Raw genomic sequence first — 24,965 nt, forward strand, 5'->3', positions numbered from 1 at the left:
ATCGCGTAGAATGCGGCATGAGCGCCCCTCCCGCGACCGACCACCCGCCTCGGCCATGATCTCCGCAGGAAAACCAGGCCAGAAAGAGACGACGCTCGTCTGGCTGCGCGACGATCTGCGGATCCGCGACAATCCGGCACTCCACGCCGCGACCCTCCGCGACGGGGCGGTGGTGGCCCTGTATGTCCTCGACGACGAAAGCGACGGTATCCGACCGCTCGGCGCTGCGAGCCGCTGGTGGCTGCACGGCTCGCTGGAAAGGCTGGGCGATGCCCTCGCTGCGCTTGGCGTGCCGCTTGTTCTGCGACGCGGAAGATCGCGGGAGGTCGTGCCGGCGGCGGCGATTGCCGCGAATGCCGGCGCCGTCTACTGGAACCGACGCTACGGCAGCGCCGAGGCGGCTATCGATCGCGACGTGGAGACGACGCTGACGGAACACGGCTGCGCGGTAGAGACGTTTGCGGCCACTCTTCTCCACGAGCCGTGGACGCTCCGGCCCGCCTCCGGTCCGCACTACCGGGTCTTCTCGCCATTCTGGAAGGCCGCGCTCGACCAGGGCGAGCCGAGAAAGCCGCTCGGCGCCCCGGACATCAGGAACCGGCGTGCCTTCCCGCTCGACACGGACGTGCTCGCCGACTGGAAACTCCGGCCCACGCGTCCGGACTGGTCGGGCGGGCTGGCCGAGACCTGGAGGCCCGGCGAAGAAGGCGCGCGCGACCGCCTCGAAGATTTTCTCGACGGCGGACTGGAGGGTTATGCCGCCAACCGCGACCGCCCCGACTGCCACGCCACCTCGATGCTGTCGCCGCACCTCCGCTTCGGCGAGATCAGTCCCTTCCAGGTCTGGCACGCCGTCCGGTCCGGCGAGCCCGGGAACGATGCCGAGAAGTTCCTGACGGAACTCGGCTGGCGGGAATTCTCGTGGCACCTGCTGTTTCACAACCCCGACCTCGCCTCCGTCAATTTCCAGAAGAAGTTCGACGCGTTTGCCTGGCGCGACGACAGGACGTCGCTGGAGGCCTGGCAGCGCGGCCGCACCGGCATCCCGATGGTCGATGCAGGCATGCGGCAGCTCTGGCACAGCGGCTGGATGCACAACCGGGTGCGGATGGTCGCGGCGTCCTTCCTGATCAAGAACCTGATGATCGACTGGCGGGAGGGCGAAGCATGGTTCTGGGACACGCTGGTCGACGCCGACGCGGCCAACAATCCTGCGAGCTGGCAGTGGGTGGCGGGCTCCGGCGCCGATGCGGCGCCCTACTTCCGGATCTTCAATCCGGTGCTGCAGGGCGAGAAGTTCGATCCCGAGGGCAGATACGTCCGCACCTGGGTGCCCGAGCTCGAAGGTGTTCCCGACAGGATGATCCACAAGCCGTGGAAGGCCGGGGCGTCCGGTTCCGGAGGCGACTATCCGCAGCCGATCGCCGATCTCGGCGAGACGCGCCGGCGTGCGCTGTCAGCCTTCAAGGATCTGCCGGGCTGACTAAAGTGCCGGACGGCCGGTGCGCGAGGCCATCAGGGCGACGAGCAGCACGTAGAGCGTGACCCCGTTCAACACGTGCCAGACAAAGTGCGTACCCAGCGGAAACGATGCGCATACCGCCATGTCGATGCTGCGGGCGGTGATCGACACGACCAGGATCCCGCCGCCGAGCAGGACGGTGCGCGCCAGCGACGGCCAGCGTCCCAGCAGCAGCACGCCGACCACCAGGATCGCCGCGACGGCCGGAAGGTAGCTTCCCGATCCGTTGAGAAAGCCTCTCGGCAGCACCGCATCGATCGCAAAGGAGGCGACGAGGAAGGCGACCGTGACGGCAAGCGCAGCCCACACGGACAAGCCGAAGAAGCGCCGCATGGCGAAGAAGAAGTAGACGTAGATGAAGATCGAGATGGGGATGACGTCGGCCAGCACGGACCAGCGGTTGGCGTAGGTGTGGAACAGGAACGACCCGATGCCGATGGCCGTCAGGACGCCGATCAGCACCAGCGCCGGCCAGTCGGCGTGGGCCCTCCTGCGCCAGCGGACGAACGCCGCGGCGGCAGCGAGCAGGAACGCAAGGTTGCTGATCGCGTTGACCGGCTCGGCCCAGAAGCCGGGGCCGAGACGCTCGCAGTAGATGTCGATCGCGCTCGTCCAGCTACCATCCATGCGTCGCAAATCCCTGCTGCGGACCGATACCGGAGGACTCTATCCCGAATTTCCCGGCGCACGAAGCCGGGGCGCGGCCGCAGACGGCGCGGTCAGTCGCGGCCGGCCCGATTTCCCGACGCTTCCAGCAGCTTGGCGACGCGCAGGAACCGGAAGAACGAGTTTATCATCGCGAAGGTGAAGCCCTTGCGACCGCCGGTGAAGTGGCGGCGCACGACGTAGTACTTGAAGAAGGCGAACGGGAACTCGAACGGCAGGCGCAGGGTCAGCGCCAGCCGGCTCTGCTTGCGGATGCTCTTCGCCTGAAGGTCACCGTAGGAATTCAGCTTTTCGACAAGATAGCTGAACGAGCGGTACGAATAGTGCCATGCCGACCCGCGAAGCTGGACGGGCCCGACATGCCCCGTCTGCACCGTATCGTGCACCAGGCTTTCGGCGAACCGGCCGGCGCGGCGGTCGTACAGGCGGACATAGTTGTGGTAGTCGGCCCAGAGACGCGGCCGCGTATCGCCCGGATAGACCAGCTCGATGCGGAACCGGTAGAACGGATGCGGCGGCGCGCCGCCGTCGAACAGCGAGATGATCTCGCGGCACAGGTCGTCGGATAGGACCTCGTCGGCATCGAGGTTCAGCAGCCAGTCGTGCCGGCACTGCTCCTCACCGTAGCGCTTCTGCGGTCCGTAGCCGGGCCAGTCGTGATGGATCACGCGCGCGCCGAGCTTCTCCGCGATCGCCTGCGTTCCGTCGGTCGAGCCGGAATCGATCACGACGATCTCGTCTACCCAGCCCCTGACGCTCTCGATGACCGGGGCGATCCTGTCGGCCTCGTTCATCGCGATGATGAAGCAGGACAGCGGAACGGGGCTTTGACGCGTCACGGCCATGTGGAACGGACGAGCGCCCTCTCCTATTGCGGGCGGCGGGCGATGTAGATCGCCTCGTCGCGCAGCAGGCCGTACCTGACCTCGTCGGCCGGCGGCATCCGGAACACGTCGACCTCGAAGCCGGCCTGCGCCAGCCGCTTCTCGAAGTCGCGGCCGTAGAAGCGCTTGTGGTCGCGGGCGCCGAAGGCGGCCACCCTGGCCTTCTCGCCGGTGATCGCGTCGTCCTCCCAGGTGTCGATGCGGGAAAAGTTCTGCGGCACCGACAGGATCGCACTGCCGCCGGGCTTCAGGACGCGGAACAGTTCCGACATCGCCTTGCGGTCGTCCGGGATGTGTTCGAGCACGTGATGCGCGATGGCGATGTCGAACGTGCCCGGTTCGAAGGACAGCGCCGTCATGTCCTCGCGGCGCTCGACGCCGGGCATTTTCGGATCGGTGGCGATGTAGTCCGGGTCGCCCCGCATCCGGTTCAGGAAGAAGTCCTCGGGCGCGAAATGCAGGATCTTCAGCCCCTTGCCGGGCCCGATGCCGGCCTGGTCGTAGTAGAGACAGGCCAGCCGGTGCCGCTCGCGGCTGTCGCAGTTGGGACAGCGGGCATTCCAGCGCGGCGGATGGCCTGCGGCGACGAACAGCCCGTGGTAGCCGCAGATCGGGCAGTCCCGTGCGAGCTGCCGGTGGCCGAACTGGCGCCAGTCCTTGAGCCAGGCCCTGACATACTGGCCGGCAACGCGAATATTCAAACCAAGATTCTCCTCGAGCGGCTGCGGATGCAGCGGGTCAGGCCTGTTGCGCCTCGGCGACGGCGATTGCCGTCATGTTGACGACGCCACGCGCGGTGACCGACGGCGTGAGGATATGCGCCGGTTTTGCGCCGCCGATCAAGATCGGCCCGACCGGCAGTGCGTCGGCAAGGCCCTTCAGAAGCTGATAGGCAATATTGGCGGCGGGAAGGCTGGGCATGATGAAGACGTTGGCCTCCCCCTTCAGCCGGGAGCGCGGGAAAACCCGGTTGCGCAGCGCCTCGTCCAGTGCGACGTCGCCGTGCATCTCGCCCTCGACCATGATCTCCGGGTCGCTTTCCTCAAGAATCCGGAGCGCGTGGCGCATCTTCAGGGCGTTCGGCGTGTCGGCGCTGCCGAAATTGGAATGCGACAGCAGCGCGAACTTCGGCTCGATCCCGAAGCGGCCGATATGGGCGGCAGCGAGCCGGACAGTGTTGGCGATCTCCTCGGCGGTCGGATCGTAGGTCACGTAGGTGTCGGCGATGAAGTAGGCGCCGCGCGGCAGGATGAGCAGGCTGAGCGCCGAATAGTCCTGGACGCCCGGAGCCGTCCCGATGATGTCGCGGACCCAGTGCAGGTGGCTCTCGTAGCGCCCCTCGACGCCGCAGACCATCGCGTCCGCCTCGCCGCGATGTAGCGCCAAAGCCGCGATCACGGTGGCGTTGGTGCGTACGTGGGTGCGGGCAAGATCGGGGGTGACGCCCTTGCGGCCGGTCAGGTCGAGCAGGGTCTCGACATAGTCGCGGTAGCGCGGGTCGTCTTCCGGATTGATGATCTCGAAGTCGACGCCCGGTCGGATCGACAGGCCGTAGCGGGCGAGCCTAGTCTCCACCACGCCCGGCCGGCCGACAAGAATCGGCTGGCCGATGCCCTCCTCCAGCGAGACCTGGGCGGCGCGGAGGATTCGTTCGTCCTCGCCCTCGGCATAAATCACCCGTTTGGGGGCGTCCTTGGCCATGGCGAAGATCGGCTTCATGACGAAGCCGGAGCGGAACACGAACCGGTTGAGCCGCTCGTCGTACGCGTCGAAATCGTCGATCGGTCGCGCGGCGACGCCGGTCTCCATCGCGGCGCGCGCGACCGCGGGCGCGATGCGCAGGATCAGTCGCGGATCGAAGGGGTTGGGAATCAGGTTGTCGGCGCCGAACAGGCGAGCCTCGCCGCCCACCGCCCGGGCGGCGACGTCCGAGGACGGCTCGTGCGCCAGATCGGCGATCGCGGTGGCGGCGGCGAGCTTCATCGCCTCGTTGATGTCCGTTGCGCCGACGTCGAGCGCGCCGCGGAAGATGAACGGAAAGCACAGGACGTTGTTGACCTGGTTGGGGTAGTCGGATCGGCCTGTGCACATCATGGCGTCCGGGCGCGCCTCCAGAGCGGCTTCCGGCATGATCTCGGGAACCGGATTGGCGAGCGCCATGATCAGCGGCTTCTCCGCCATCTGCACGACCATCTCCGGCTTCAGAACGCCGCCGACCGACAGCCCCAGGAAGATGTCGGCGCCGGCGATCACGTCGGCCAGTGTCCGAGCCTCCGTCTCCTGTGCAAATTTCGCCTTCCAGGGATCCATGTTGGTCTGCCGGCCGGAGTAGACCACGCCGTCGATGTCGCAGACCCAGATGTTCTCGCGCCGCACGCCGGTCTCGACGAGAAGGTTGAGGCAGGCGAGCGCCGCGGCGCCGGCGCCCGAGGTCACCACCTTGACCTCCCCCGGCTTCTTGCCGGCGAGCTTCAGGGCGTTGCGGACGGCCGCCGACACAATGATCGCGGTGCCGTGCTGGTCGTCGTGGAAGACGGGGATGTTCATCCTCTCGCGCAGCCGCGCCTCGACCTCGAAGCACTCCGGCGCCCGGATGTCCTCCAGGTTGATGCCGCCGAAGGTCGGCTCCAGCGCGGAAATGACGTCGACCATGCGCTCGACGCTGGATGCGTCGATCTCGATGTCGAAGACGTCGATACCGGCGAATTTCTTGAACAGGACCGCCTTGCCCTCCATGACAGGCTTGGAGGCGAGCGGGCCGATCGCACCCAAACCGAGGACTGCGGTTCCGTTCGATATGACGGCCACGAGATTCTGACGCGCCGTCAGGTTGGCGGCCTCGGAGGGATCGAGTTCGATCGCCTCGCAGGCCGCGGCGACGCCCGGCGAGTAAGCGAGCGCCAGGTCCCGGTTGTTGCCGAGCGGCTTGGTCGCGCGGATCTCGAGTTTGCCCGGACGCGGCAGCCGATGATAGACGAGCGCCCCGCTGCGCAGTTCATCGGACAGATCGGCCAAGGTTTCCTCCCGCTTCCGTTCGCCCGATTAAACCGCAACCATGTCCGGCGGAATACAGCGAACTGGCGTCACCCCTTCGGCGGCGGCGCCAGACGGATGTGGAGTTCGCGAAGCTGCTGGTTGGAGACCTCCGAGGGTGCGCCCATCATCAGGTCCTGTGCCTGCTGGTTCATCGGGAACATCACCACTTCGCGCAAGTTCTCCTCGCCGCACAGCAGCATGACGATGCGGTCGATGCCCGGCGCAATGCCGCCATGCGGCGGGGCGCCGTACTGGAGGGCGCGCAGCATGCCGCCGAATTTCTCCTCCAGAACGTCGTCGCCATAGCCGGCGATCGCGAACGCCTTGCGCATGATGTCCGGCTTGTGGTTCCGGATGGCGCCGGACGAGAGCTCGATGCCATTGCAGACGATGTCGTACTGGAACGCCTTGATCTCGAGCGGATCCATCGTCTCGAGCGCTTCCAGGCCACCCTGCGGCATCGAGAACGGGTTGTGCGAGAAGTCGACCTTCTTGGCGTCCTCGTCCCACTCGAACATCGGGAAGTCAACGATCCAGCAGAAGTCGAAGCGGTGCTTGTCGATCAGGCCGAGTTCTTCGCCGACCTTGCGGCGCGCGGCCCCGGCGAAGTCGACAAAGGACTTCGGATTGCCGGCCACGAAGAACGCTGCGTCGCCGTCGGCAAGGCCGAGCTGGCGGCGAACCGCGCCGGTGCGCTCGGGGCCGATGTTCTTGGCGATCGGGCCGGCGCCCTCACCGTCCCGGAACATGATGTAGCCGAGCCCCGGCTGGCCCTCGCCCTGCGCCCAGGAGTTCATGCGGTCGCAGAAGGCGCGGCTGCCGCCGCCCTTTGCGGGGATCGCCCAGACCTCGGCTGCCGGATCCTTTTCAAGGATCCCGGCGAAGACCTTGAAGCCCGACCCGCGGAACGTCTCGCTCGCCTCCTGCATCTCGATCGGATTGCGCAGGTCCGGCTTGTCGGTGCCGTACTTGCGCATCGCCTCCGCATAGGGGATGCGCGGGAACTCCTTCGTCACCGGCCTGTCGCCGCCGAATTCCTCGAAAACGCCGCGCAGCACCGGCTCGACCGCCTCGAACACATCGTCCTGGGTGACGAAGCTCATCTCGATGTCGAGCTGGTAGAACTCGCCGGGCGACCTGTCGGAGCGGGCGTCCTCGTCGCGGAAGCAGGGCGCGATCTGGAAGTACCGGTCGAAGCCGGCGATCATGGTGAGCTGCTTGAACTGCTGCGGTGCCTGCGGCAGCGCATAGAACTTGCCGGGGTGGACGCGGGACGGCACCAGGTAGTCGCGCGCACCCTCGGGGCTGGAGGCGGTCAGGATCGGCGTCTGGAACTCGATGAAGCCCTTCTCGACCATCCGGCTGCGCAACGAGGTGATGATCCGCGAGCGCTTGACGATGTTGGCGTGGAGGCGTTCCCGGCGCAGGTCCAGGAAGCGGTACCTGAGGCGCGTCTCCTCCGGATATTCCGGCTCGCCGAACACCGGCAGCGGCAGCTCGGCGGCAGCGCCCAGCACCTCGATCTCCGTTACGAAGACCTCGATCGCGCCGGTCGGCAGGTTGGGGTTCACCGTCTCCTCGGGACGGTGGCGCACGGTGCCGTCGATCCGGATGACGGATTCGGCGCGCAGCCGCTCGGCAGCGGCGAAAGCCGGCGAGTCGGGATCGGCGACGCACTGGGTGATGCCGTAGTGGTCGCGCAGGTCGATGAACAGCACGCCGCCGTGGTCGCGAACGCGATGCACCCAACCGGACAGACGGGCGGTCCGGCCAGTGTCGGCCTCGCGAAGCTCGCCACAGGAATGGGTACGGTAAGCGTGCATTTCGTCCTCGCGGATTTCGGGGAAAATCGCGGCGGAGAGGCGCATAGGGGTCCGGGAATGTCAAGTCCGCGGGTGGGCGATAGGTCGGCATGAGCAGCGCGATCCATGCCCGCGGATCAGGCCCCGCGAGGCTCACGTATCTCATCGGTGACCCCGTGCCGGGCGGTGAGGCCGCGTACCCCCCTCCCCGACCCTCCCCCACAAAGGGGGAGGGAGCGCAGAAGCCGTGCGCCCCTTGCCGCGGATCCGTGGCAATCGGCGGACCGAGGGACTGCCCGAGGCCGCGTCTAACTCCCCTCCCCCCTTGTGGGGGAGAGATGGAGAGGGGGGTACGCGGCATCCCCAACGGGCACGGACCGAGCCGACGGTGATGAGAGGCGACAGCAAGGCGCATAGCCATTGGAATGCGCCCGTCAAGATAGCGGTCGCCAATGGCTCTGCTATAAGCCTCTTTCGATGACTCCGCTGCGCCCGCTCGCCCCGCTTCTGGCCACCGCCGGCATCCTGCTCGCCGGCAACGGCGTGCAGGGCACGATGATCGCCCTGCGCGGCTCCATCGCCGGATTCGAGCCCTGGCTCATCGGCCTGATGGGAACCGCATATTTCGGCGGCTTCATAGTTGCATGCGTGTATGCCCCGCGGCTCGTCAAGGCCGTCGGACACATCCGCGTCTTCGCGGCGCTCGCTGCGGTCGCCTCCGCGGGAACCCTGTGCCTGGTCCTGATCATCGATCCGTGGGTGTGGATCGCCCTGCGGTTCATGATGGGGTTCTGCTTTTCCGGCCTGTTCACCGTGATGGAAAGCTGGATCAACTCGAACGCGGAGAGTTCGGACCGGGCGCGGATCCTCAGCATCTACCGGCTGATCGATCTCGGCGCGGTGACCGGGGCGCAGTACCTGCTGCCGCTGTTCGGGGCCGGCGGGTTCGAGCTGTTCGCGATCGTCGCGATGTTCTTCGCGCTGTCGCTGGTTCCCGTCTCGCTGGCCGACCGGTCGGTTCCCGAACCGCCCGACGAGGTCCGCTTCAAGCTCAAGGTCGTCTGGGCGATCTCGCCGCTCGCCACGATCGGCTGCGTGACGATCGGCCTGACCAACTCGTCGTTTCGCCTGATCGGGCCCCTATACGCCGAGTCGATGGGGCTCGACGTCGCGCAGATCGCGACGTTCATGGGCGCGGGCATCGTCGGCGGCGCCGCCCTGCAGATTCCGCTCGCGATCTTCTCCGACAAGCTCGACCGGCGCTGGACGCTACTGGCGGCGACGAGCGGGGCGGTGCTGGCCGGCCTGCTGCTCAGCGCCACCGGGCCGGGCGAGCCCTGGCGGCTGTATCTCGGCATCTTCCTGTTCGGCGCCTTCGCGCTGCCGCTCTATTCGCTGTCGGCGGCCCACGCCAACGACCTCGCGCCGCCCGGCCAGTACGTTCTGGTCGCCGCCGGGCTGACATTCTTCTTCGCGGTCGGGGCGATGGTCGGACCACTGGTGTCGTCGTGGACGATCGAGACGTTCGGCGCCTCCTCGCTGTTCATGTTCACCAGCGCGGTGCACGGCGCCTTCATCCTGATCGCGCTCTGGCGCATCGCCGCGGGCAAGCGCATACCGCGTTCGGCGCGGACACGGTTCGTGTCGCTATTGAGGACGTCGCCGGCTATCTTCAGGCTTGCCGAACGCCGGGACGGTCGCAAAGAATCGCCCTAGTGTCGGAGAGAACATGTCCGAATCAACAAGACGATCAAGCGACCGGCCGGTTCCAGGGGACCCCCTGACGTTGAACAGGCCGGTCATGGAAACCTCATGAAGCTGATTACGAAGACTGCCGATCTCGACAAGGCCTGCCGCACATTTTCCTCCCACGATTATGTCGCCGTCGATACCGAGTTTCTCAGGGACGTCACCTACTGGCCGCGACTCTGCCTGATCCAGATGGCAGCGCCCGGCACCGACGTCGCCCTCGTCGATGCCCTGGCGCCGGACCTTGACCTCAAGCCGTTCCTGGACCTGATGGCCGACGAGACGGTGACGAAGGTCTTCCACGCCGCCCGCCAGGACGTCGAGATCATCTATCACCTGGGCGGGCTGATCCCGCACCCGCTGTTCGACACGCAGGTGGCCGCCGCCGTGTGCGGCCATGGCGAGTCGGTCGGCTACGAGGCGCTGGTCCGCGAGATCGTCCAGGGGACGATCGACAAGAGCCATCGCTTCACCGACTGGTCGAGACGGCCGCTGAGCGACGCGCAGCTGGCGTATGCGGCGGCCGACGTGATCCACCTGCAACCGATCTACGAGGCGCTCCAGGCCGAGGTGGACAAGGTGGAGCGGCACGAATGGATCCGCGAGGAGATGGACATCCTGACTTCTCCGGAAACCTACAACACCGATCCGGCGGAGGCCTGGCGGCGGCTCAAGATGAAGGTGCGCAAGCCAAGGGAGTTCGCCGCCTTCAAGGCGCTCGCGGAATGGCGCGAGAAGGAGGCCCAGACCCGCGACGTGCCGCGCAGCCGCGTCCTCAAGGACGACGGCCTCTACGAGATCGCCGTGCACCTGCCCGATTCCGAATCCTCCCTGGCCCGGCTCAGGGCCGTGCCGAAGGGCTACGAACGCTCCTCCGCCGGCCGCGAGATCCTCAAGCTCGTCAGGCAGGTGAAAGAGCTCCCCGACAAGGAGCTGCCGCCGATTCCGCGCCCGAACGGCCCGCAGCGGATGTCCGGTCCGGTCTCCGACCTGCTGAAGGTGCTGCTGAAGGCTGTGGCCGCGCAGAACAAGGTCGCCTCGCGCCTCGTGGCGACCAGCGACGACATCGAGGCGATTGCGGCGGACGACGACGCCGACGTGGCGGCTCTGAAGGGGTGGCGGCGGGAGATATTCGGCGACAAGGCCCTCGACCTGAAGCATGGCCGCCTGTCGCTCGCGGTCGACGGCAACCGGCTGTCGTTCGATGAGCGCGATCCGCCCGAGAAGCCGGCCAAGTCCAGGAAGAGGCGGCGGCGCAAACCGGCAGGCTCCGAAACCGGTCAGAAGGCCGACGCCGGCTGATCCGGACTAGTCAGACGTGACGATTTCCGCCTTGCGGCCGATGAGCCTGGCGAGCTGCTTGAGGCGGGTGAGCACCCGCGGACCGGACAGTTTCGCCAGTTCGCCGGGCAGGTGCAGCACGACGGTCCGGTGCTCGACGGCGAGGTCGGCCTTGTCGATCACGCCGGGCATGGCACCGCTGATCAGATAGGCGACCCGCAGGGCGCCGCTGAGGATCCGCGCCCGATCGATCATGCGCGCCGACGCCAGTTCGCGGATGCGCGGGCTCAGGTGATCATCGACGAGCCCGGCATGCCGGTAGAAGACCGCCAGGGCGAGATAGGCACGGCCGGGGTGATCGATGCCGGTGAACGAGGCATAGGCGATGATGTTGAGGCTGTGCTCGCCGCGGTAGTCCGGGTGCGAGCGCCAGCCGATGTCCGCCAGCAGGCAGGCGGCATGCCGGAGCCGGCGCTCCTCGGCGGTTTCGTCCAGCCCCGTCGACTCCAGGAACTTGTCGGTCCACGAGCACAGTTCCCGGGCGAATGCCGGCGAGCGCGAGCGCAGGAAGGACAGTTCGGCGCAGGCGGCAAGCAGCGGATCGCTCTTGCGGCCCGCCTCGTCGAGCAGCGTGTAGAGCAGGCCCTCGCGCACCCCGAGCGCCGACATGACGATGCGCCTCGGCTCGCTGCGGCGCAGGACATGCTCGACCACCATGGCGCCGTAGGGCAGCAGGTCGCGGCGGGCCGACGAGACGGCGTCGATGGAGTCCAGCGAATCCGGTTTGACGCGGCGCACCAGCCGGACGAACTCCAGCGCCTCGGCCGCGCCGATCTCGTAGCCGTGGGTGACGTGCAGCGGATAGCCGCACTGCGCCATGTGCAGTCGCGCCAGCGCGCGGAACGTTCCGCCGATCGCGTAGAAGTCCCGATCCCTGCCGTCGGCGAGCACCTTGGAGTCGCCGATCGCGTCGACGACAAGCTTTTCCGCCCTCTTCATGGAGCGGCCGGCGAGATCCTGCAGGCGCAGGCCGCCGAGCGGCAGCGTCTCGCCGGTGCCGATGCCGTCGCCGCGGATGTCGACCACCTCGAAGCTGCCGCCGCCGAGGTCGCCGGCGATCCCGTCAGGATCGTGGATGCCGGCGATGACGCCGTAGGCGGACAGTTCGGCTTCCTCGGCCCCGTCGAGCACCCTGATCTTGTGGCCGACGATGGCTTCCACCTGTTCGACGAACTTCGAACCGTTGCTCGCTTCGCGCACCGCCGCCGTCGCGATGACATGGATCGACCCGACGCCGATCTGCCTTGAAAGCGCATGGAAACGGGCCAGCGACTCCAGCGCCAGCGCCACCGAGGCGTCCTCGAGACGGCCGAGCGTCGCGACGTGGCGGCCGAGCCCGCACAACACCTTCTCGTTGAATATCGGGGTCGGACTGCGCGTCAGACCCTCGTAAACGACGAGTCGGACGGAGTTCGATCCGATATCGACGACGGCTACCGGCTCCAGGTGGCCCAGGCGGCCGGGAGCGGCATTGAGTGCAGCAGCGGCCTCAGGCGCCGGTAATTCCGCCGGCGATAGACCTCGGTGAATGTTGTTCAACAGACTTTCCACGTCCCGACAGGCTCGGATTGGTCATGAAATAGTGATGCACATTGAATGGCTTGTCGTCCTTCTCCGGCAGGATCCGGACCGAATCGCCATTCGGCAGAAGGCGCCAACTCTGCTGGTTGTCCTTCATGTTCGCCACCATGATCTGGTCCAGCACCTGCGCGTGAACGGTCGGGTTGGTGATGGGCGCCATCGCCTCGACCCGCCGCACCAGGTTGCGCGGCATCCAGTCGGCCGAGCTGATGTAGACCAGTGCCTCCGGCGAGGGAAGCGCGTGGCCGTTGCCGAACGCGCAAATTCGCGAGTGCTCCAGGAACCGGCCGACGATGCTCTTCACGCGGATGTTGTCCGACAGGCCCGGCACGCCGGGGCGCAGGCAGCAGATGCCGCGGACGACCAGGTCGACCTGCACGCCCGCCTGGCTTGCCTTGTAGAGGGCATCGATGACGTCGGCGTCGACGACCGAGTTCATCTTCGCCCAGATCGCCGCCGGCCTCCCCGCCTCCGCGTGTCCTATCTCCCGCCAGATGTTGTCGAGCACCGTCTTCTTGATCGTGTACGGCGACACGGTCATCGACTCCAGGCCCTGCGGCTCGGCGTAGCCGGTGATGAAATTGAATATGCGGATGACGTCGCGCGTGATCGCCGGGTTGACGGTGAAATAGGACAGGTCCGTGTAGATGCGGGCCGTCACCGGATGATAGTTGCCGGTGCCGATGTGGACGTAGGAGGCAAGCTGGCCGGATTCACGACGTACCACGAGCGACAGCTTGGCATGCGTCTTCAGTTCGACGAAGCCGTAGACCACCTGGACGCCGGCGCGTTCCAGGTCCCGTGCCCAGCGGATGTTCGCCTCTTCGTCGAAGCGCGCCTTGAGTTCGACGACGGCGGTCACCGACTTGCCCGATTCCGCAGCGTCTGCGAGCGCCCGGACGATCGGAGAGTCGTTGCTGGTCCGATAGAGCGTCTGCTTGATCGCAACCACGTCCGGATCGGCGGCGGCCTGACGGAGGAACTGCAGCACCACGTCGAAGGACTCATAGGGGTGGTGGACGATCAGGTCCTTCTGCCGGATCGCCGCGAAGCAGTCGCCGCCATGATCGCGGATACGTTCGGGGAACCTCGCGGTATATGCGGGGAACTTGAGCTCCGGCCGGTCGACCGAAACGAGCTGGGAGAATTCCGAAAGGGCCAGGACACCGTCGACGACGTGGATCTCGTCGTTCTGGACGCCGAGTTCCTTCGCAACGAAGCCGCGCAAGGGTCCGGGCATCGCGCTCTCGAGTTCCAGCCGTATCACCGACCCGCGCCGGCGCCGCTTGAGTGCACTCTCGAAGAAGCGGACCAGATCCTCGGCTTCTTCCTCCAGTTCGATGTCGCTGTCACGGATGACCCGGAACGCACCACCGCCTGTGACGGTGTAGCCGGGAAAGAGCCTTCCGGTGAACAGTTCGATCGCCCCTTCGAGTCGGATGAACCGCTGCTTCAGGCGCCCTCCGTGCGTCTCGTCGGGCAGCGGCACGAAACGGTCGATCTTGTTGGGCATGCGGACCAGGGCGCGCATCGGACGCCCGTCCTCGATACGCTTCAGCTCAAGCGCGACCGTGAAGCCGAGGTTGGGGATGAACGGAAATGGATGGGCAGGATCGATCGCGAGCGGCGTCAGCACCGGGAAGATGTATTCGAGAAAGTGCTGCTCAAGCCATTCGCGGTCCTTCATCGTGGTCTGCGTGGCCTCGACGAGATCGATGTCGGCCTCGGACATCTCCGATCGAAGCGAGGCCAGCGCTTTCTGCTGGTCCGTCGTCAGGGCCCGCACCGCGGCGTCGATCTCCGCCAGCTGCTGGCGCGGCGTCAGTCCGTCCTGGCTCCGGCTGACGATTCCTTCGCGCTCCTGCCCCTTGAGGCCAGCCACGCGAACCATGAAGAACTCATCCAGGTTGTTGGCGGAAATCGAGAGGAACCGGAGCCGCTCCAGCAGCGGATGGCCGCGGTTTTCCGCCTCTTCGAGGACCCGTCGGTTGAACCCCAGCCAGGACAGCTCACGATTGACGAAACGATCGGGAGACGACATCCAGTCATCCTTCGAACGCTCCGGCGGCAATGGCGCCGCCGCCTCTGAGTCCGCGATAGGGCGGGGGGCGCCGACTCCCTCCGCCTCGTTCACCAGTTTCGCCGGCTGCTGCATACTCATCGTTCCGTCTGAAAGACGCCGAACACTAAGAACGACATGTGAAAATCAATTAATACCGTGCGAGATTCACTCATGCGACCCGGGACTTTCGAGATTCGCCAACGTATGCGCCTCTGCAAGTGCACGCGCCGCCAAGGACCGCGATATCGGGCGCTTCGATTCCGCGGCAAGCCGGTCGAGCCGGGCGACGATGTCGCGCGCCGCCGCGAAACTTCTCTCCATGCGTACCAGAATATACCGCAGTACCGCCTCATCGACGGCGATCTGCCGATCGGCGAACAGCTTGATCACGACGGCCTGCAGCACCTCCTCGTCGGGCGGCGCAACCTCGACCACGGGAAGCCGGCTCAGGCGCGAATTCAGATCGCTCAGGCCCAGGGTCCAGCGCGGCGGCGGCTCTCGGGAGGTCAGCAGCACGGGAAGATCGGCGCGTTCGGCCGCGTTGAGCAAATGGAACATCGCCGCCTCGTCGAGGCCAGGACCGCAATCCTCCACCGCGATTGCGGGAGCATCGCCGATAAGGTCTGCCGGATCGCCCGACACCGCGGCAGCGTCCAGCCGGACGGCGCCGGAGCGCTGGCGCCAGACCTCGACGAGATGAGTCTTGCCGCTTCCGGGCGATCCAACCAGCACCAGGCCGGCATGCGGCCAGTCGGGCCATGAATCGATCGCTCGAACCGCCGCATCGTTGGAGCGGCTGACCAGCAGATCGTCTCGTCCCAGCGCTTCCCGGTGCGGCAGTTCCAGGACCAGCTGACGCGGCACGATCATGACGGCGGCGCTTCTCCGCTGCCGCCCTTGTAGAGCTTGCTGTCAAGGTACTGCTGGAGCAGGAAACGCGCCAGCACACCGAGGGCCGCGGCCAGGGGAACCGCCAGCAGCATTCCGACGAAACCGAACAGGTATCCGAACGCGAACAATGCGAAGATCAGCCAGACGGGATGCAGGCCGATGTGGCCGCCGACCAGCTTCGGCTGGAGAATGTTGCCTTCCAGGAACTGTCCCGCGAGGAAGACGGCGGCGACCGCCGTTATCATGATCCAGTCCGGCCAGAACTGTGCCAGCGCAACGCCCATCGACACCAGGAAGCCGACGATCGATCCGATGTATGGAATGAAACTGATCAATCCGGCGCCGAAGCCGATCACCAGTCCGAAATTCAGCCCGATAACCGACAAGCCGATCGCATAGAAAGTCCCGAGCACCAGACAAAGCAGTCCCTGCCCCCTGACGAAGCCGGCCAGGACGTCGTCGATCTGGTGCGCCAGCGACCGGATGGTGTCGGCATGCTCGCGCGGCAGCCAGCTGTCGATGCGCCCCATCATGCGATCCCAGTCGTTGAGGAGGTAGAAGGCGACGACGGGGGTGACCGTGAGAAGAGCGAACAGATTGACCAGAGCGAGGCCCCCGGTGACCAGGCCCTGCACGAGCTGACCGACCCAGCCCGCTGCCTTGCCCAACAGGTCGCGGCTCGCGGCGGAGGGCGCCGATTCGCCTTGCTCCATGCCAAGCAGATCGCGCACCCAGCCGACCTGCATCCATTCGCGCGTGAGGCTGTTGAAAAGATCCTGCAGCCGAGAACTGTACTGAGGAAGGTCGTCCATGAGCTGCGACAGCTGGTGGGACAGCAGCGGAACGAGCGCCACCAGGAACAGGATGAACACGAGCGCGAATGCCACGAGGATGACGCTGGTGGCCAGAAGCCGGCTCAGGCCGAGCCTTTGCAGCCGGTCGGCGAGCGGGTCGAGCGCATAGGCCAGCGCCATGCCGGCGACGAAAGGCAGCAGGATCGGCCGCAGCACGAACAGCACGACGATCAGCAACAACAAGGCGACGAACCAGAATACGAGCTGTCGCTGCAACGTCATGGCACTTCCCCATCAGCCGGCCGTTCGGGCGGCCCGTCCGGCGTCGCCGGCCCGTCCGCTATTGCCATGTGCCTGAGCCAATCGACCAGGTAGGCAAGCGCGGATAGTACCGTCAGTCCCGCCACAACGAAAACCAGCGCGTTCCGCACGTTCGTCATCGCCAACCCAAAGCCGAGATCGCCAAGTATCACCGCCGCCAGCACGATCTGGCCCGTCGTGTTCGCCTTGCTGATCATCAGCGGCGACATCGCAACCGGACGCGCCAGCATCCACGACAACATTACCGCGCAAATGATGAACACATCGCGGCTGACCACGAGAAAGACCAGCCAGACCGGCATCTCGCCGAGAATCCCGAGGGACACGTAGATGGACACGAGCAGCGCCTTGTCGGCGAGCGGGTCGATATAGGCGCCGAGCTCGGACTCCGAATGAAACGTCTTGGCGATGAAGCCGTCCACGGCATCGGAAATACCGGCGATCACGAACAGCCAGAAGGCGAGGTGAAACTGCCCGGTTATCAGTGCATAGACCACCGCCGGAACCAGCAGCAGCCGCGAGATCGAAATGAAGTTGGGAAAGGTCACCATGTGCTCGCGATGAGGGCCGACCGCCATACAGGCACGGAAACGGCTTCCGGGCGCGGTCGGCGGGGACGACGGGTTAGATGAGAGACAGGCAAAGCTCAATAGGCTTGCAGCAGCCAAGTACCGCCCGCTTCGAACAGATCAAGCCCGGCCGCGGCCAGCCGACCGGGCAACTCGTCCAGACGTCCCGCATACCAGATCTCGACGTCCGCGCCGGTGTCGTCCAGCCTCGCGACGCTCAGAGCGTCGATCACCCCGCTCCCTTCGAGGCGCAGCTTCAGCGGCTCCCACCCGGCCGGACCGCCGGGCAGCAACACGCGCACCGGCAGGCCCCTGCCGGACACAGGCCCGATCGTTCCTCCGCCTCCGGCGACCTCCTTCCAACGGCTCGACAAAAGTCCGGCCGCCGCCGACGCGGCGTTCTCCAGCGTACCGTCGCGCAGCTCCACCGTGGCGTTGACCGGCCCGGCTGCATCCGTGCCGACGAGGCTCAGCAGCATTGGCTCGCCCTCGGCATCGCGGTCCAGACGGGCGATGGCGGCGAATCGTGTGCGGTAGCGTATCCGGAACTCGCCGAGCGTGATAGGATCGGCTTCCATCAGCCGGTCGAGGCGGGCGGCCCTGTCCGCGGACGTTCCATTCGCGATGCGGACGGGAGTCAGGCCGGTCTCCTTGTAAACCGCGCCGAGCGTGCGGGCCCAGGCCGCCGCATCGTCCCATATGCGGATCTCGCCGCCCTCCACTACCAGCGGGATCAGAAGTATCGGGGGCGCCACCCGATCGACGACGGCGATGCCCCGATCCGCCAGATATCCCCGTGCCAGCAGCGGATCGAACCGCACCGTCACCGTCGCCGAATATCCGCCGGGCCCGAACCGTTCGGACGAGTTCTCCAGGGACGACAGCAGCGTCGCTGCGTCGGCCGCGCCGATCTCGATGTCCGCGGGCGCGACGGCGACCCGATCGAAGATCCGCCTGGCAGCGGTCGACAGCGCCTCGTCCATGGCGAGCTTCTTGGCGGCGACGGCGTCTTCGGCGACGGCGGAAACGACGATGCCGCGCACCTCGTATGGGTCGAATGCCTCGGCACGCACGGCAGACGGCCCCGCCAGGCAGGCCAAGCCGAGCGAAGCGCCGGCCAGAACGCCGCATACAGTTCGCCACAACGCCGAATCAGCCCTGCCTGCCATTCCGACAGTGCGTGACATGCGGCGGGATAACGCAAGGTGACCTCGAGGCCCGCGTTCGGCCGCATGCCGGGACCCGACGGGATGCGGGTTGCCGATCCTGTTGACACCGCGGCGACCGGTATTGTCTTTCGCCGGGGGTCTGCTTCTATGAAGCCTTGCCAGGGAGGCCGGATTGAGCACTCAGGATGCGCGCGCGAAAGGCGTCGTGAGCTATGCCGACGCCGGCGTCGATATCGGCCGCGGCAACGCTTTCGTCGACCGGATCAAGCCCCTCGTCCGCTCAACGGCCCGCGCCGGCGCCGATACCGAGATCGGCGGCTTCGGCGGCATCTTCGATCTCAAGGCGGCCGGGTTCAGCGATCCGCTGCTGGTGGCGGCGAATGACGGGGTCGGCACCAAGGTCAAGATCGCCATCGAGACCGGCATCCACGACACCGTCGGCATCGACCTTGTGGCGATGTGCGTGAACGACCTCGTCGTCCAGGGCGCCGAGCCGCTGTTCTTCCTCGACTACTACGCCGCCGGCCGGCTCGAGCCGGATGTCGGCTACGGCATCGTCAAGGGCATAGCGGAAGGCTGCCGGCGGGCGGGCTGCGCGCTGATCGGCGGCGAGACCGCCGAAATGCCCGGCCTTTACGCCGGGGGCGACTACGATCTCGCAGGCTTTTCGGTCGGCGCGGTCGAGCGCGACCGGCTGCTGCCGCGCCGGGATATCCGGGCCGGCGACGTGCTGCTCGGCCTCGCCTCATCCGGCGTCCACTCGAACGGATTTTCGCTGGTCCGCAAGGTCGTCGCGGACGCCGGCCTTGCCTGGACGGATCCGGCCCCGTTCGCGCCGGCCCAGGCGCTCGGGCAGGCATTGCTGGAGCCGACCCGGATCTACGTGAAGCCCGTGCTGGAGGCGATCGCAGCGACCGGCGCTGTGAAGGCCCTCGCCCACATTACCGGGGGCGGATTGACCGAGAACCTGCCCCGTGTCCTGCCCGCAGGCGTGGTCGCTGACATCGACCTCTCCAGCTTCGCCCCTCCCCCGGTCTTTTCGTGGCTTGCCGACATCGCCTCCATCGAGGCAAGCGAAATGCTGCGCACGTTCAACTGCGGGGTCGGAATGGTCGCGGTCGTCGCCGAACAGGACGCGGACGCGGTCCGCGCACGATTGTCCGAGGCGGGCGAGACCGCATGGATTCTCGGCCGCCTCTCTTCCGGCAGGACCGACCAACCGGTCCGATACGGCGGGAAACTTCGGCAATGAACGGCCGTGTCCCCGTCGCGATCATGATTTCGGGGCGCGGCAGCAACATGGCCGCCCTGGTCGAGGCAAGCAGAGCACCGGACTTTCCCGCCGAGATCGTGCTGGTCCTGTCAAACCGCCCGGACGCCAAGGGGCTGGAGACGGCCAGCGCCGCCGGCATCGCGACCGAAGTGATCGACTACCGCGGCAAGGGCAGCCGGAAGGCGTTCGAAGAGGGCGCCAGCAGCGCGATCGAGCGGTCGGGCGCCGAAATCATATGCCTGGCCGGCTTCATGCGGCTCCTCAGCCCCGGTTTCGTCGAGCGCTGGCACGACCGGCTGATCAACATCCACCCGTCGCTGCTGCCGGCGTTTCCCGGCCTGAACACCCACGAGCGCGCGCTCGAGGCCGGCGTCAAGATCACCGGCTGCACGGTGCATTTCGTCCGCGCCGAGATGGACAACGGTCCGATCATCGTCCAGGCGGCGGTGCCCGTATCGCACAAGGACACCGCCGAGACGCTGGCGAAGCGCGTCCTTGCCGTCGAGCATCGGGTCTACCCGCTCGCGCTTCGCCTGGTTGCCACCGGCAGGGCCCGACTGGTCGGAGACCGTGTCTTCATCGACGAGGACGTCACCGATCTGCCGGCGCTGGCGGTGCCGCCGGTGTCCTTGCGTGAGGTTCCGGACGCGGCCGCCGGCTAGCCGCAGGCGTCCGATGCCTGCTGCCAGCGGGTCTTGAGCGCGCTGGTCGGCTTGCGCCATTTGGCCACCGCCTGCATTTCGCTCTGCGACATCTGGGACATGATCGCCTTCGTCGCGCACTTGCAGCGGTCGGCGACATTGTCGTACTGGCCGCCCCGGGCGCTCTCGTCGAGGACGCAGTGGTCGATCAGCGCCAGCCGCGCATCCTCGTCCACCGGCAGTTGGGGAGCCTGCTGCGCGACGGCCGTCATCACAAATGCCGTGGACAGAAGGGCGGCGCCGAGGACGCCCAAAACACACCGATAGTTCGCACCGATCAGGATCATCCGGCGTCCTCGTCCCTGTTCAAATTGCTTCGGGCAGCCTTGTCAGGCCGACCTGCGCAGCCAGACGCGATTGTCGTGGAACGCGGCCCCGCCATACGGGGCGACCGGGTCGGCTCCCGTCAATGTATTGATTCCCTTGCCGTCCGGAAATGCGTCGTTGGGCCAGATGCCCTCGGCGACCAGAACGCCGCGCCGCACCCCTTCGAAGAACTTCGCATGCAGGGACACCTCGCCGCGCGGGCTGCCGAGCCGGACTTCATCGCCGTCGGCGATGTCCAGCGGCGCTGCGTCGTCGGGATGCACCATGACTGTCGGACGGCCTTCCCGCTGACGCGATGTGGGCGTCTCGTTGAAGGTCGAGTTCAGAAAGCCGCGCGCCGGCGACGTGGCCAGCCGGAACGGATAGAGCTCGTTGGCATCCTCGATCACCGCGAAATGGTCGGGCAACTCCGGCATCTGCTGCCACGGGCCCATGGGACCATCGTTCGACGAGGGTACCTTCGTCCAGTCGGGGCTGAACCGGAATTTCCCGTCGGGATACGCGAAGCCGTTCAGATAATGAGCGGTCTCGAAATCCGGCTGCAGGTCGCGCCAGCGCCCCGCCTCCAGTTCCTCCAGCGTTCCGTATCCGGACGACTTCAGCATCCAGTCGATGTGGTCGCGCGGGGTCATCGCGAAGCCCGGGTGCTCGGCACCCAGCCGCCGTGCAAGCTCGACGTGGACGAAGTGGTTCTCGCGCGCCTCGCCGGCCGCCTCGACGAGCTTCGGCCCGAAGATCAGGTACTGGTGGCCGCCACCCTTGTAGATGTCGTCATGCTCCAGGAAGGTGGTCGCCGGCAGGACGACGTCGGCCATCCTGGCCGTCTCCGTCATGAACTGCTCGTGGACGCAGGTGAACAGGTCGCCGCGGGCGAAACCGCGCTTCACCGTGTCCTGCTCCGGGGCGACCGACACGGGGTTGGTGTTCTGGATCAGCATGGCGGTGACCGGCGCCCCGCCGCGCAGTGCCTCCCGGTCCCCGGTCAGGATCGCGCCGATGCGGGACTGGTCGAGCATCCGCACCGACGGGTCGCGCAGATCGCTGCCTTCGATCATCCGCTTGTCGAGCTTGTAGATGGCGCCGTTGTTGTGGAAGGCGCCGCCGCCCTCGTGCTTCCATGCGCCTGTCACCGCGGCGATGCACGAGGCGGCATGCATGTTGGCGGTGCCGTTGCGGTTGCGGGTGAAGCCATAGCCGAGCCGGAAATATGTCCTCGGCGTCCGCCCCACCATGGCGGCGAATTCCTCGATCTCGGCGACCGAAAGGCCGGTGATCGCCGAGGCCCATTCCGGCGTCCGCGACCGCAGGTGGGCTTCGAGGTCGCGGGGCCGGTCGGTGTACCTGTCCAGGTACTCCCAGTCGGCATGACCGTCGCGGAACAGGACGTGCATGACCGCGCAGGCGAGCGCGCCGTCGGTGCCGGGCTTCAGCAGCAGGGCAATATCCGCCTGCCGCATGGTCTCGGTCATGTAGACGTCGATCGCGACGATCCTCGCGCCCCGGGTCTTGCGTGCCTTGACCGCGTGCGTCATCACGTTGACCTGGGTGGCGACCGCGTTGGTCCCCCAGATCACGACGAGGTCGGACCTGCCCATCTCGCGCGGATCTGGGCCCGCCAGCCGTCCCGTGCCGGCGATGAACCCGGTCCACGCCATGTTGGTGCAGATCGTGTCGTACTCACCGGAATAGCGCTTGGCGTGGCGCAGGCGGTTGATGCCGTCGCGCTGCACGAGCCCCATGGTGCCGGCGTAGAAATAGGGCCACACGGTCTCGCTGCCGTGGCGCTGCGCGGCCGTCTCGAATTGCTCGGCCACGATATCGAGCGCCGTCTCCCAACTCACCGGCTCGAATTCGCCGCTGCCCTTCTCGCCCTTGCGACGCATCGGGCGCAGCAGCCGGTCGGGATGGTGGATGCGCTCCGCGTAGCGGGCGACCTTCGCGCAGATCACGCCGGCGGTGTAGTCGTTGTCGGCGGCACCGCGGATGCGACCGATCGTATGCGCGTCGAGTAACTCGACATCGAGGGCGCATGTGGACGGGCAGTCGTGCGGGCAGGCGGAGTAGCCGATTTTCTTGTCGAGCGGCTTGTTCATGGAACAGGCTTCCTGCGGGGGACCAAACGGGACGGTAGTTCGGACGCCCGGAAATGAAAAGGCCGGCTCTGAGGCCGGCCTTTCCCGAATCTGACCAGGAGCGGACCGTCAGCCGACGATCTCTTCCTCACTGAAGCACTGCGCGATCTCGCCACGGGCGTTCTCCGCGCTGTCGGAGCCATGCACGGAGTTGCGCTCGATGTTCTCGGCGAATTCCTTGCGGATGGTTCCGTCAGCGGCGTCGGCCGGGTTGGTCGCTCCCATGACCTCACGGTTCTTTGCAACGGCCCCCTCGCCTTCCAGGACCTGCAGGACGATCGGACCGGACGTCATGAACGCCACCAGATCGCCAAAGAACGGGCGGTCCTTGTGAACCGCATAGAAAGCTTCGGCATCGGCCTTCGACCACCGTGCGCGCTTCTGCGCAATCACGCGCAGGCCGGCGCTTTCCAGCTTGTCGATGATCTTGCCGGTGATGTTCCGCGCCGTCGCGTCGGGCTTGATGATGGAAAGTGTGCGCTCGATCGCCATGTCGGCTCGACCTCGTTGTTTGTCGCGTGGGGTGATTTCGGCTGCCTTCTGCAGCGGTCCGCGCGGCTTATAGCGGGCCTTCCTGCGGCCTGCAAGCAATGCGGATTGCGCTTTACCGCACCCGCCACTTAGGTCAATATTACTTACCTAATATCGGAGGAAGCGAGCGATGAAATCTCATTTCCAGATGATGGCCGGGTATAACGGGTGGGCCAACGAACGCTTGTATGCCGCCGCAGCGGCGTTGCCGGACGAAGCATACCGCCGCGAGTGCGGCGCCTTCTTCGGGTCCCTCCATCGCACGCTCAACCACATACTCGTCGGCGACCGCATCTGGATGCGGCGCTTCACGGGCACGGGCGACGCCCCGGCAAAACTCGACGTCATACTCTACGATGACTTCTCCGATCTGCTGGAAGCGCGCAGAACGGAGGATGCGCGGATAGCCGACTACGTCGACAGCCTGTCGGAGGAACAGACGTCAGGCATGTTCACCTATCGGACGATCTCCAACCCGACAGATATCACGCAGCCGCTGGCGCCGGCTCTGATCCACTTCTTCAACCACCAAACCCACCACCGGGGACAGGCGCACTGCCTGCTGACCCAGCTTTCGGGAACGGCGCCGTCGTTCGACCTGATCGTCTTTCAGCGGGAAACGGGCATCGGGCTGTCGTGACAGCCTGCCCGCGGTCCTTGTGCTGTCCTAGTTGTAGCGCCCGCCGGTCCCGCCGGAGATCGACACCTTCTGGTTCGCCAGCGGCTTGCCGTCGGGGGTTACGTAGATGAGGTTCAGGATGTCCGCCTGATACGGGTGCGGCACCACGAAATAGAGCCAGCGGTTCTCGCCCGGTTCCGGACAGGTGGATTGCGCCAGCGTGACGATCACCGGCGCGGCGCGCAGCGAGTCCAGCACCCTGGGGTAGGGAGGCGGATCATCGAGGCGGGCGCCGGCGAGCGAGGTGCAGGCCAAGTCGCCGGGGAGCAGCGCTGCAACATGGACCGGTCGGCCGCCGGTCAGGTTGGCGGGATCATCGGGTCCCTGCACATAGGCATAGGTTGCCCCCCAGAACGGCGGCGCGGCGACCACGGCCCCGGCGGTTGCGAGAAACGCGCCGACCGCAAGGGCAGCCAACGGACGAACAGCAGGCCACGCGCGCATTGAAAATCTCCTTGTTCGCCCGCAAACGTACCGGGCTCGCCGGCCGGAACACTGCCATGACTCGGGCCTCTGAATCGAGGCCCCCGGGCATCCCGATCAATAGGTTGAGATCGCGACCTTCTCGACCTTCAGTATCTTCCCAGATGTAGTCACGAAATAGATCTGTATCAACTCGGTCGCGCTGGTCGCACCGACCGACACGATCCGGCGCACGACACGCGTATCGGTGCAGCCTTTCGGATTGGGCCCGATCACGATCGTCACCGGGATGACGAGATCACCGACCGCCGGGCCCGAGGGCGAGCCGCGCCACGCGTCGACGGCCGCCTGGCAGGTGTCGGAGGCCACGTAGTTCGCGTCCAGGCGAACCATGCCGCCATTGAAATGGGTCCACCGTGCAAAGCTGCCAGGTCCTTCCTGGGCCGATGCCGGCACCGCCAGTCCGGCGACCAACGTCAGCAGGGCAATGAGCAAAATACGCATGTGACAAT

The 24,965-nt window shown here is 66.5% G+C and carries 22 protein-coding genes; 6 read left to right on the top strand and 16 right to left on the bottom strand.

The features are described 5' to 3' along the window. Positions 1-55 precede the first annotated feature (55 nt). On the top strand, positions 56-1,483 hold the full coding sequence (locus V3328_RS17740) for a cryptochrome/photolyase family protein (protein WP_340331029.1): 1,428 nt from the start codon (positions 56-58) through the stop codon (positions 1,481-1,483). On the opposite strand, the gene V3328_RS17745 is transcribed toward V3328_RS17740, so the two are convergent. From V3328_RS17745 to aspS, 5 genes are all read right to left on the bottom strand, one after another. After that, positions 1,484-2,149: a ceramidase domain-containing protein gene (locus V3328_RS17745; protein WP_340331030.1), complete on the bottom strand. Its 666-nt coding sequence runs from the start codon at positions 2,147-2,149 to the stop codon at positions 1,484-1,486. A gap of 92 nt (positions 2,150-2,241) precedes the next feature. Beyond that, positions 2,242-3,033, bottom strand: a complete 792-nt coding sequence (locus V3328_RS17750) for a glycosyltransferase family 2 protein (RefSeq protein WP_340331031.1) — start codon at positions 3,031-3,033, stop codon at positions 2,242-2,244. 23 nt (positions 3,034-3,056) lie between these two features. Beyond that, positions 3,057-3,773, bottom strand: coding sequence for a class I SAM-dependent methyltransferase (locus V3328_RS17755; RefSeq protein ID WP_340331032.1), 717 nt, complete (start codon positions 3,771-3,773; stop codon positions 3,057-3,059). Positions 3,774-3,810: 37 nt separating this feature from the next. Next, positions 3,811-6,087 (bottom strand): NADP-dependent malic enzyme, encoded by a 2,277-nt coding sequence (locus V3328_RS17760; RefSeq protein ID WP_340331033.1) that lies wholly within the window; start codon positions 6,085-6,087, stop codon positions 3,811-3,813. Positions 6,088-6,155: 68 nt separating this feature from the next. Next, positions 6,156-7,931 (bottom strand): aspartate--tRNA ligase, encoded by a 1,776-nt coding sequence (gene aspS, locus V3328_RS17765; RefSeq protein ID WP_340331034.1) that lies wholly within the window; start codon positions 7,929-7,931, stop codon positions 6,156-6,158. A gap of 456 nt (positions 7,932-8,387) precedes the next feature. Between aspS and V3328_RS17770 the strand changes: the two genes are divergently transcribed. Then, positions 8,388-9,626, top strand: coding sequence for an MFS transporter (locus tag V3328_RS17770; RefSeq protein WP_340331035.1), 1,239 nt, complete (start codon positions 8,388-8,390; stop codon positions 9,624-9,626). Positions 9,627-9,722: 96 nt separating this feature from the next. Further along, a complete protein-coding gene (gene rnd / locus V3328_RS17775; RefSeq protein WP_340331036.1) occupies positions 9,723-10,961 on the top strand; it encodes a ribonuclease D in 1,239 nt (412 codons plus the stop codon). Positions 10,962-10,967: 6 nt separating this feature from the next. Here the strand turns inward: rnd and V3328_RS17780 are convergent, their stop codons facing one another. From V3328_RS17780 to V3328_RS17805, 6 genes are all read right to left on the bottom strand, one after another. After that, positions 10,968-12,539, bottom strand: a complete 1,572-nt coding sequence (locus V3328_RS17780; protein ID WP_340331037.1) for a Ppx/GppA family phosphatase — start codon at positions 12,537-12,539, stop codon at positions 10,968-10,970. Continuing rightward, complete coding sequence (locus tag V3328_RS17785; RefSeq protein WP_340331190.1) at positions 12,490-14,736, bottom strand: RNA degradosome polyphosphate kinase; 2,247 nt, start codon at positions 14,734-14,736, stop codon at positions 12,490-12,492. Before V3328_RS17785 ends, V3328_RS17780 begins: the two co-directional genes overlap by 50 nt. A gap of 72 nt (positions 14,737-14,808) precedes the next feature. After that, complete coding sequence (locus tag V3328_RS17790; protein ID WP_340331038.1) at positions 14,809-15,513, bottom strand: P-loop NTPase family protein; 705 nt, start codon at positions 15,511-15,513, stop codon at positions 14,809-14,811. After that, positions 15,510-16,610: an AI-2E family transporter gene (locus V3328_RS17795; RefSeq protein WP_340331039.1), complete on the bottom strand. Its 1,101-nt coding sequence runs from the start codon at positions 16,608-16,610 to the stop codon at positions 15,510-15,512. The genes V3328_RS17790 and V3328_RS17795 overlap by 4 nt, the downstream gene beginning before the upstream one ends. Further along, positions 16,607-17,317: a CDP-alcohol phosphatidyltransferase family protein gene (locus V3328_RS17800; RefSeq protein WP_340331040.1), complete on the bottom strand. Its 711-nt coding sequence runs from the start codon at positions 17,315-17,317 to the stop codon at positions 16,607-16,609. The genes V3328_RS17795 and V3328_RS17800 overlap by 4 nt, the downstream gene beginning before the upstream one ends. Beyond that, the gene (locus tag V3328_RS17805) at positions 17,296-18,291 is read right to left on the bottom strand and encodes a DUF2066 domain-containing protein (protein ID WP_340331041.1); all 996 of its coding nucleotides are present in this window, start codon (positions 18,289-18,291) and stop codon (positions 17,296-17,298) included. Before V3328_RS17805 ends, V3328_RS17800 begins: the two co-directional genes overlap by 22 nt. 268 nt (positions 18,292-18,559) lie before the next feature. On the opposite strand from V3328_RS17805, the gene purM reads away from it, so the two are divergent. Together purM and purN are read left to right on the top strand one after the other, a co-directional pair. Further along, complete coding sequence (gene purM, locus V3328_RS17810) at positions 18,560-19,639, top strand: phosphoribosylformylglycinamidine cyclo-ligase (RefSeq protein ID WP_340331042.1); 1,080 nt, start codon at positions 18,560-18,562, stop codon at positions 19,637-19,639. Further along, positions 19,636-20,322 carry a phosphoribosylglycinamide formyltransferase gene (gene purN / locus V3328_RS17815; protein ID WP_340331043.1) on the top strand — a complete coding sequence of 229 codons (687 nt, stop codon included), beginning with the start codon at positions 19,636-19,638 and terminating at the stop codon, positions 20,320-20,322. The genes purM and purN overlap by 4 nt, the downstream gene beginning before the upstream one ends. Here purN and V3328_RS17820 read toward each other — a convergent pair. The 3 genes from V3328_RS17820 to ndk form a co-directional block, all read right to left on the bottom strand. Next, positions 20,319-20,648 carry a hypothetical protein gene (locus tag V3328_RS17820; RefSeq protein ID WP_340331044.1) on the bottom strand — a complete coding sequence of 110 codons (330 nt, stop codon included), beginning with the start codon at positions 20,646-20,648 and terminating at the stop codon, positions 20,319-20,321. The genes purN and V3328_RS17820 overlap by 4 nt on opposite strands. A 42-nt stretch (positions 20,649-20,690) precedes the next feature. After that, positions 20,691-22,781, bottom strand: a complete 2,091-nt coding sequence (locus V3328_RS17825; RefSeq protein ID WP_340331045.1) for a molybdopterin-containing oxidoreductase family protein — start codon at positions 22,779-22,781, stop codon at positions 20,691-20,693. 108 nt (positions 22,782-22,889) lie between these two features. Next, entirely contained in the window at positions 22,890-23,312 is a 423-nt protein-coding gene (gene ndk, locus V3328_RS17830) for a nucleoside-diphosphate kinase (RefSeq protein WP_340331046.1), read from the bottom strand. Between the two features lie 169 nt (positions 23,313-23,481). Between ndk and V3328_RS17835 the strand changes: the two genes are divergently transcribed. Beyond that, positions 23,482-23,991, top strand: coding sequence for a DinB family protein (locus tag V3328_RS17835; RefSeq protein ID WP_340331047.1), 510 nt, complete (start codon positions 23,482-23,484; stop codon positions 23,989-23,991). 27 nt (positions 23,992-24,018) lie between these two features. On the opposite strand, the gene V3328_RS17840 is transcribed toward V3328_RS17835, so the two are convergent. Then, positions 24,019-24,474, bottom strand: a complete 456-nt coding sequence (locus V3328_RS17840; protein ID WP_340331048.1) for a hypothetical protein — start codon at positions 24,472-24,474, stop codon at positions 24,019-24,021. 96 nt (positions 24,475-24,570) lie between these two features. Further along, positions 24,571-24,957: a hypothetical protein gene (locus tag V3328_RS17845; protein ID WP_340331049.1), complete on the bottom strand. Its 387-nt coding sequence runs from the start codon at positions 24,955-24,957 to the stop codon at positions 24,571-24,573. Positions 24,958-24,965 lie beyond the last annotated feature (8 nt).

Source organism: Microbaculum marinum, assembly GCF_037855135.1.
In the GTDB taxonomy this organism is placed as follows: Bacteria; Pseudomonadota; Alphaproteobacteria; order Rhizobiales; family Tepidamorphaceae; genus Microbaculum; species Microbaculum marinum.

What these genes read in the sequence shown, in the direction of transcription:
- V3328_RS17740 (WP_340331029.1), top strand. Translation starts at nt 56, where the DNA reads ATGATCTCCGCAGGAAAACCAGGCCAGAAAGAGACGACGCTCGTCTGG.
- V3328_RS17745 (WP_340331030.1), bottom strand. Translation starts at nt 2,149, where the DNA reads ATGGATGGTAGCTGGACGAGCGCGATCGACATCTACTGCGAGCGTCTC.
- V3328_RS17750 (WP_340331031.1), bottom strand. Translation starts at nt 3,033, where the DNA reads ATGGCCGTGACGCGTCAAAGCCCCGTTCCGCTGTCCTGCTTCATCATC.
- aspS (WP_340331034.1), bottom strand. Translation starts at nt 7,931, where the DNA reads ATGCACGCTTACCGTACCCATTCCTGTGGCGAGCTTCGCGAGGCCGAC.
- V3328_RS17770 (WP_340331035.1), top strand. Translation starts at nt 8,388, where the DNA reads ATGACTCCGCTGCGCCCGCTCGCCCCGCTTCTGGCCACCGCCGGCATC.
- rnd (WP_340331036.1), top strand. Translation starts at nt 9,723, where the DNA reads ATGAAGCTGATTACGAAGACTGCCGATCTCGACAAGGCCTGCCGCACA.
- V3328_RS17785 (WP_340331190.1), bottom strand. Translation starts at nt 14,736, where the DNA reads ATGCAGCAGCCGGCGAAACTGGTGAACGAGGCGGAGGGAGTCGGCGCC.
- V3328_RS17790 (WP_340331038.1), bottom strand. Translation starts at nt 15,513, where the DNA reads ATGATCGTGCCGCGTCAGCTGGTCCTGGAACTGCCGCACCGGGAAGCG.
- V3328_RS17795 (WP_340331039.1), bottom strand. Translation starts at nt 16,610, where the DNA reads ATGACGTTGCAGCGACAGCTCGTATTCTGGTTCGTCGCCTTGTTGTTG.
- purN (WP_340331043.1), top strand. Translation starts at nt 19,636, where the DNA reads ATGAACGGCCGTGTCCCCGTCGCGATCATGATTTCGGGGCGCGGCAGC.
- V3328_RS17820 (WP_340331044.1), bottom strand. Translation starts at nt 20,648, where the DNA reads ATGATCCTGATCGGTGCGAACTATCGGTGTGTTTTGGGCGTCCTCGGC.
- V3328_RS17825 (WP_340331045.1), bottom strand. Translation starts at nt 22,781, where the DNA reads ATGAACAAGCCGCTCGACAAGAAAATCGGCTACTCCGCCTGCCCGCAC.
- ndk (WP_340331046.1), bottom strand. Translation starts at nt 23,312, where the DNA reads ATGGCGATCGAGCGCACACTTTCCATCATCAAGCCCGACGCGACGGCG.
- V3328_RS17835 (WP_340331047.1), top strand. Translation starts at nt 23,482, where the DNA reads ATGAAATCTCATTTCCAGATGATGGCCGGGTATAACGGGTGGGCCAAC.
- V3328_RS17840 (WP_340331048.1), bottom strand. Translation starts at nt 24,474, where the DNA reads ATGCGCGCGTGGCCTGCTGTTCGTCCGTTGGCTGCCCTTGCGGTCGGC.
- V3328_RS17845 (WP_340331049.1), bottom strand. Translation starts at nt 24,957, where the DNA reads ATGCGTATTTTGCTCATTGCCCTGCTGACGTTGGTCGCCGGACTGGCG.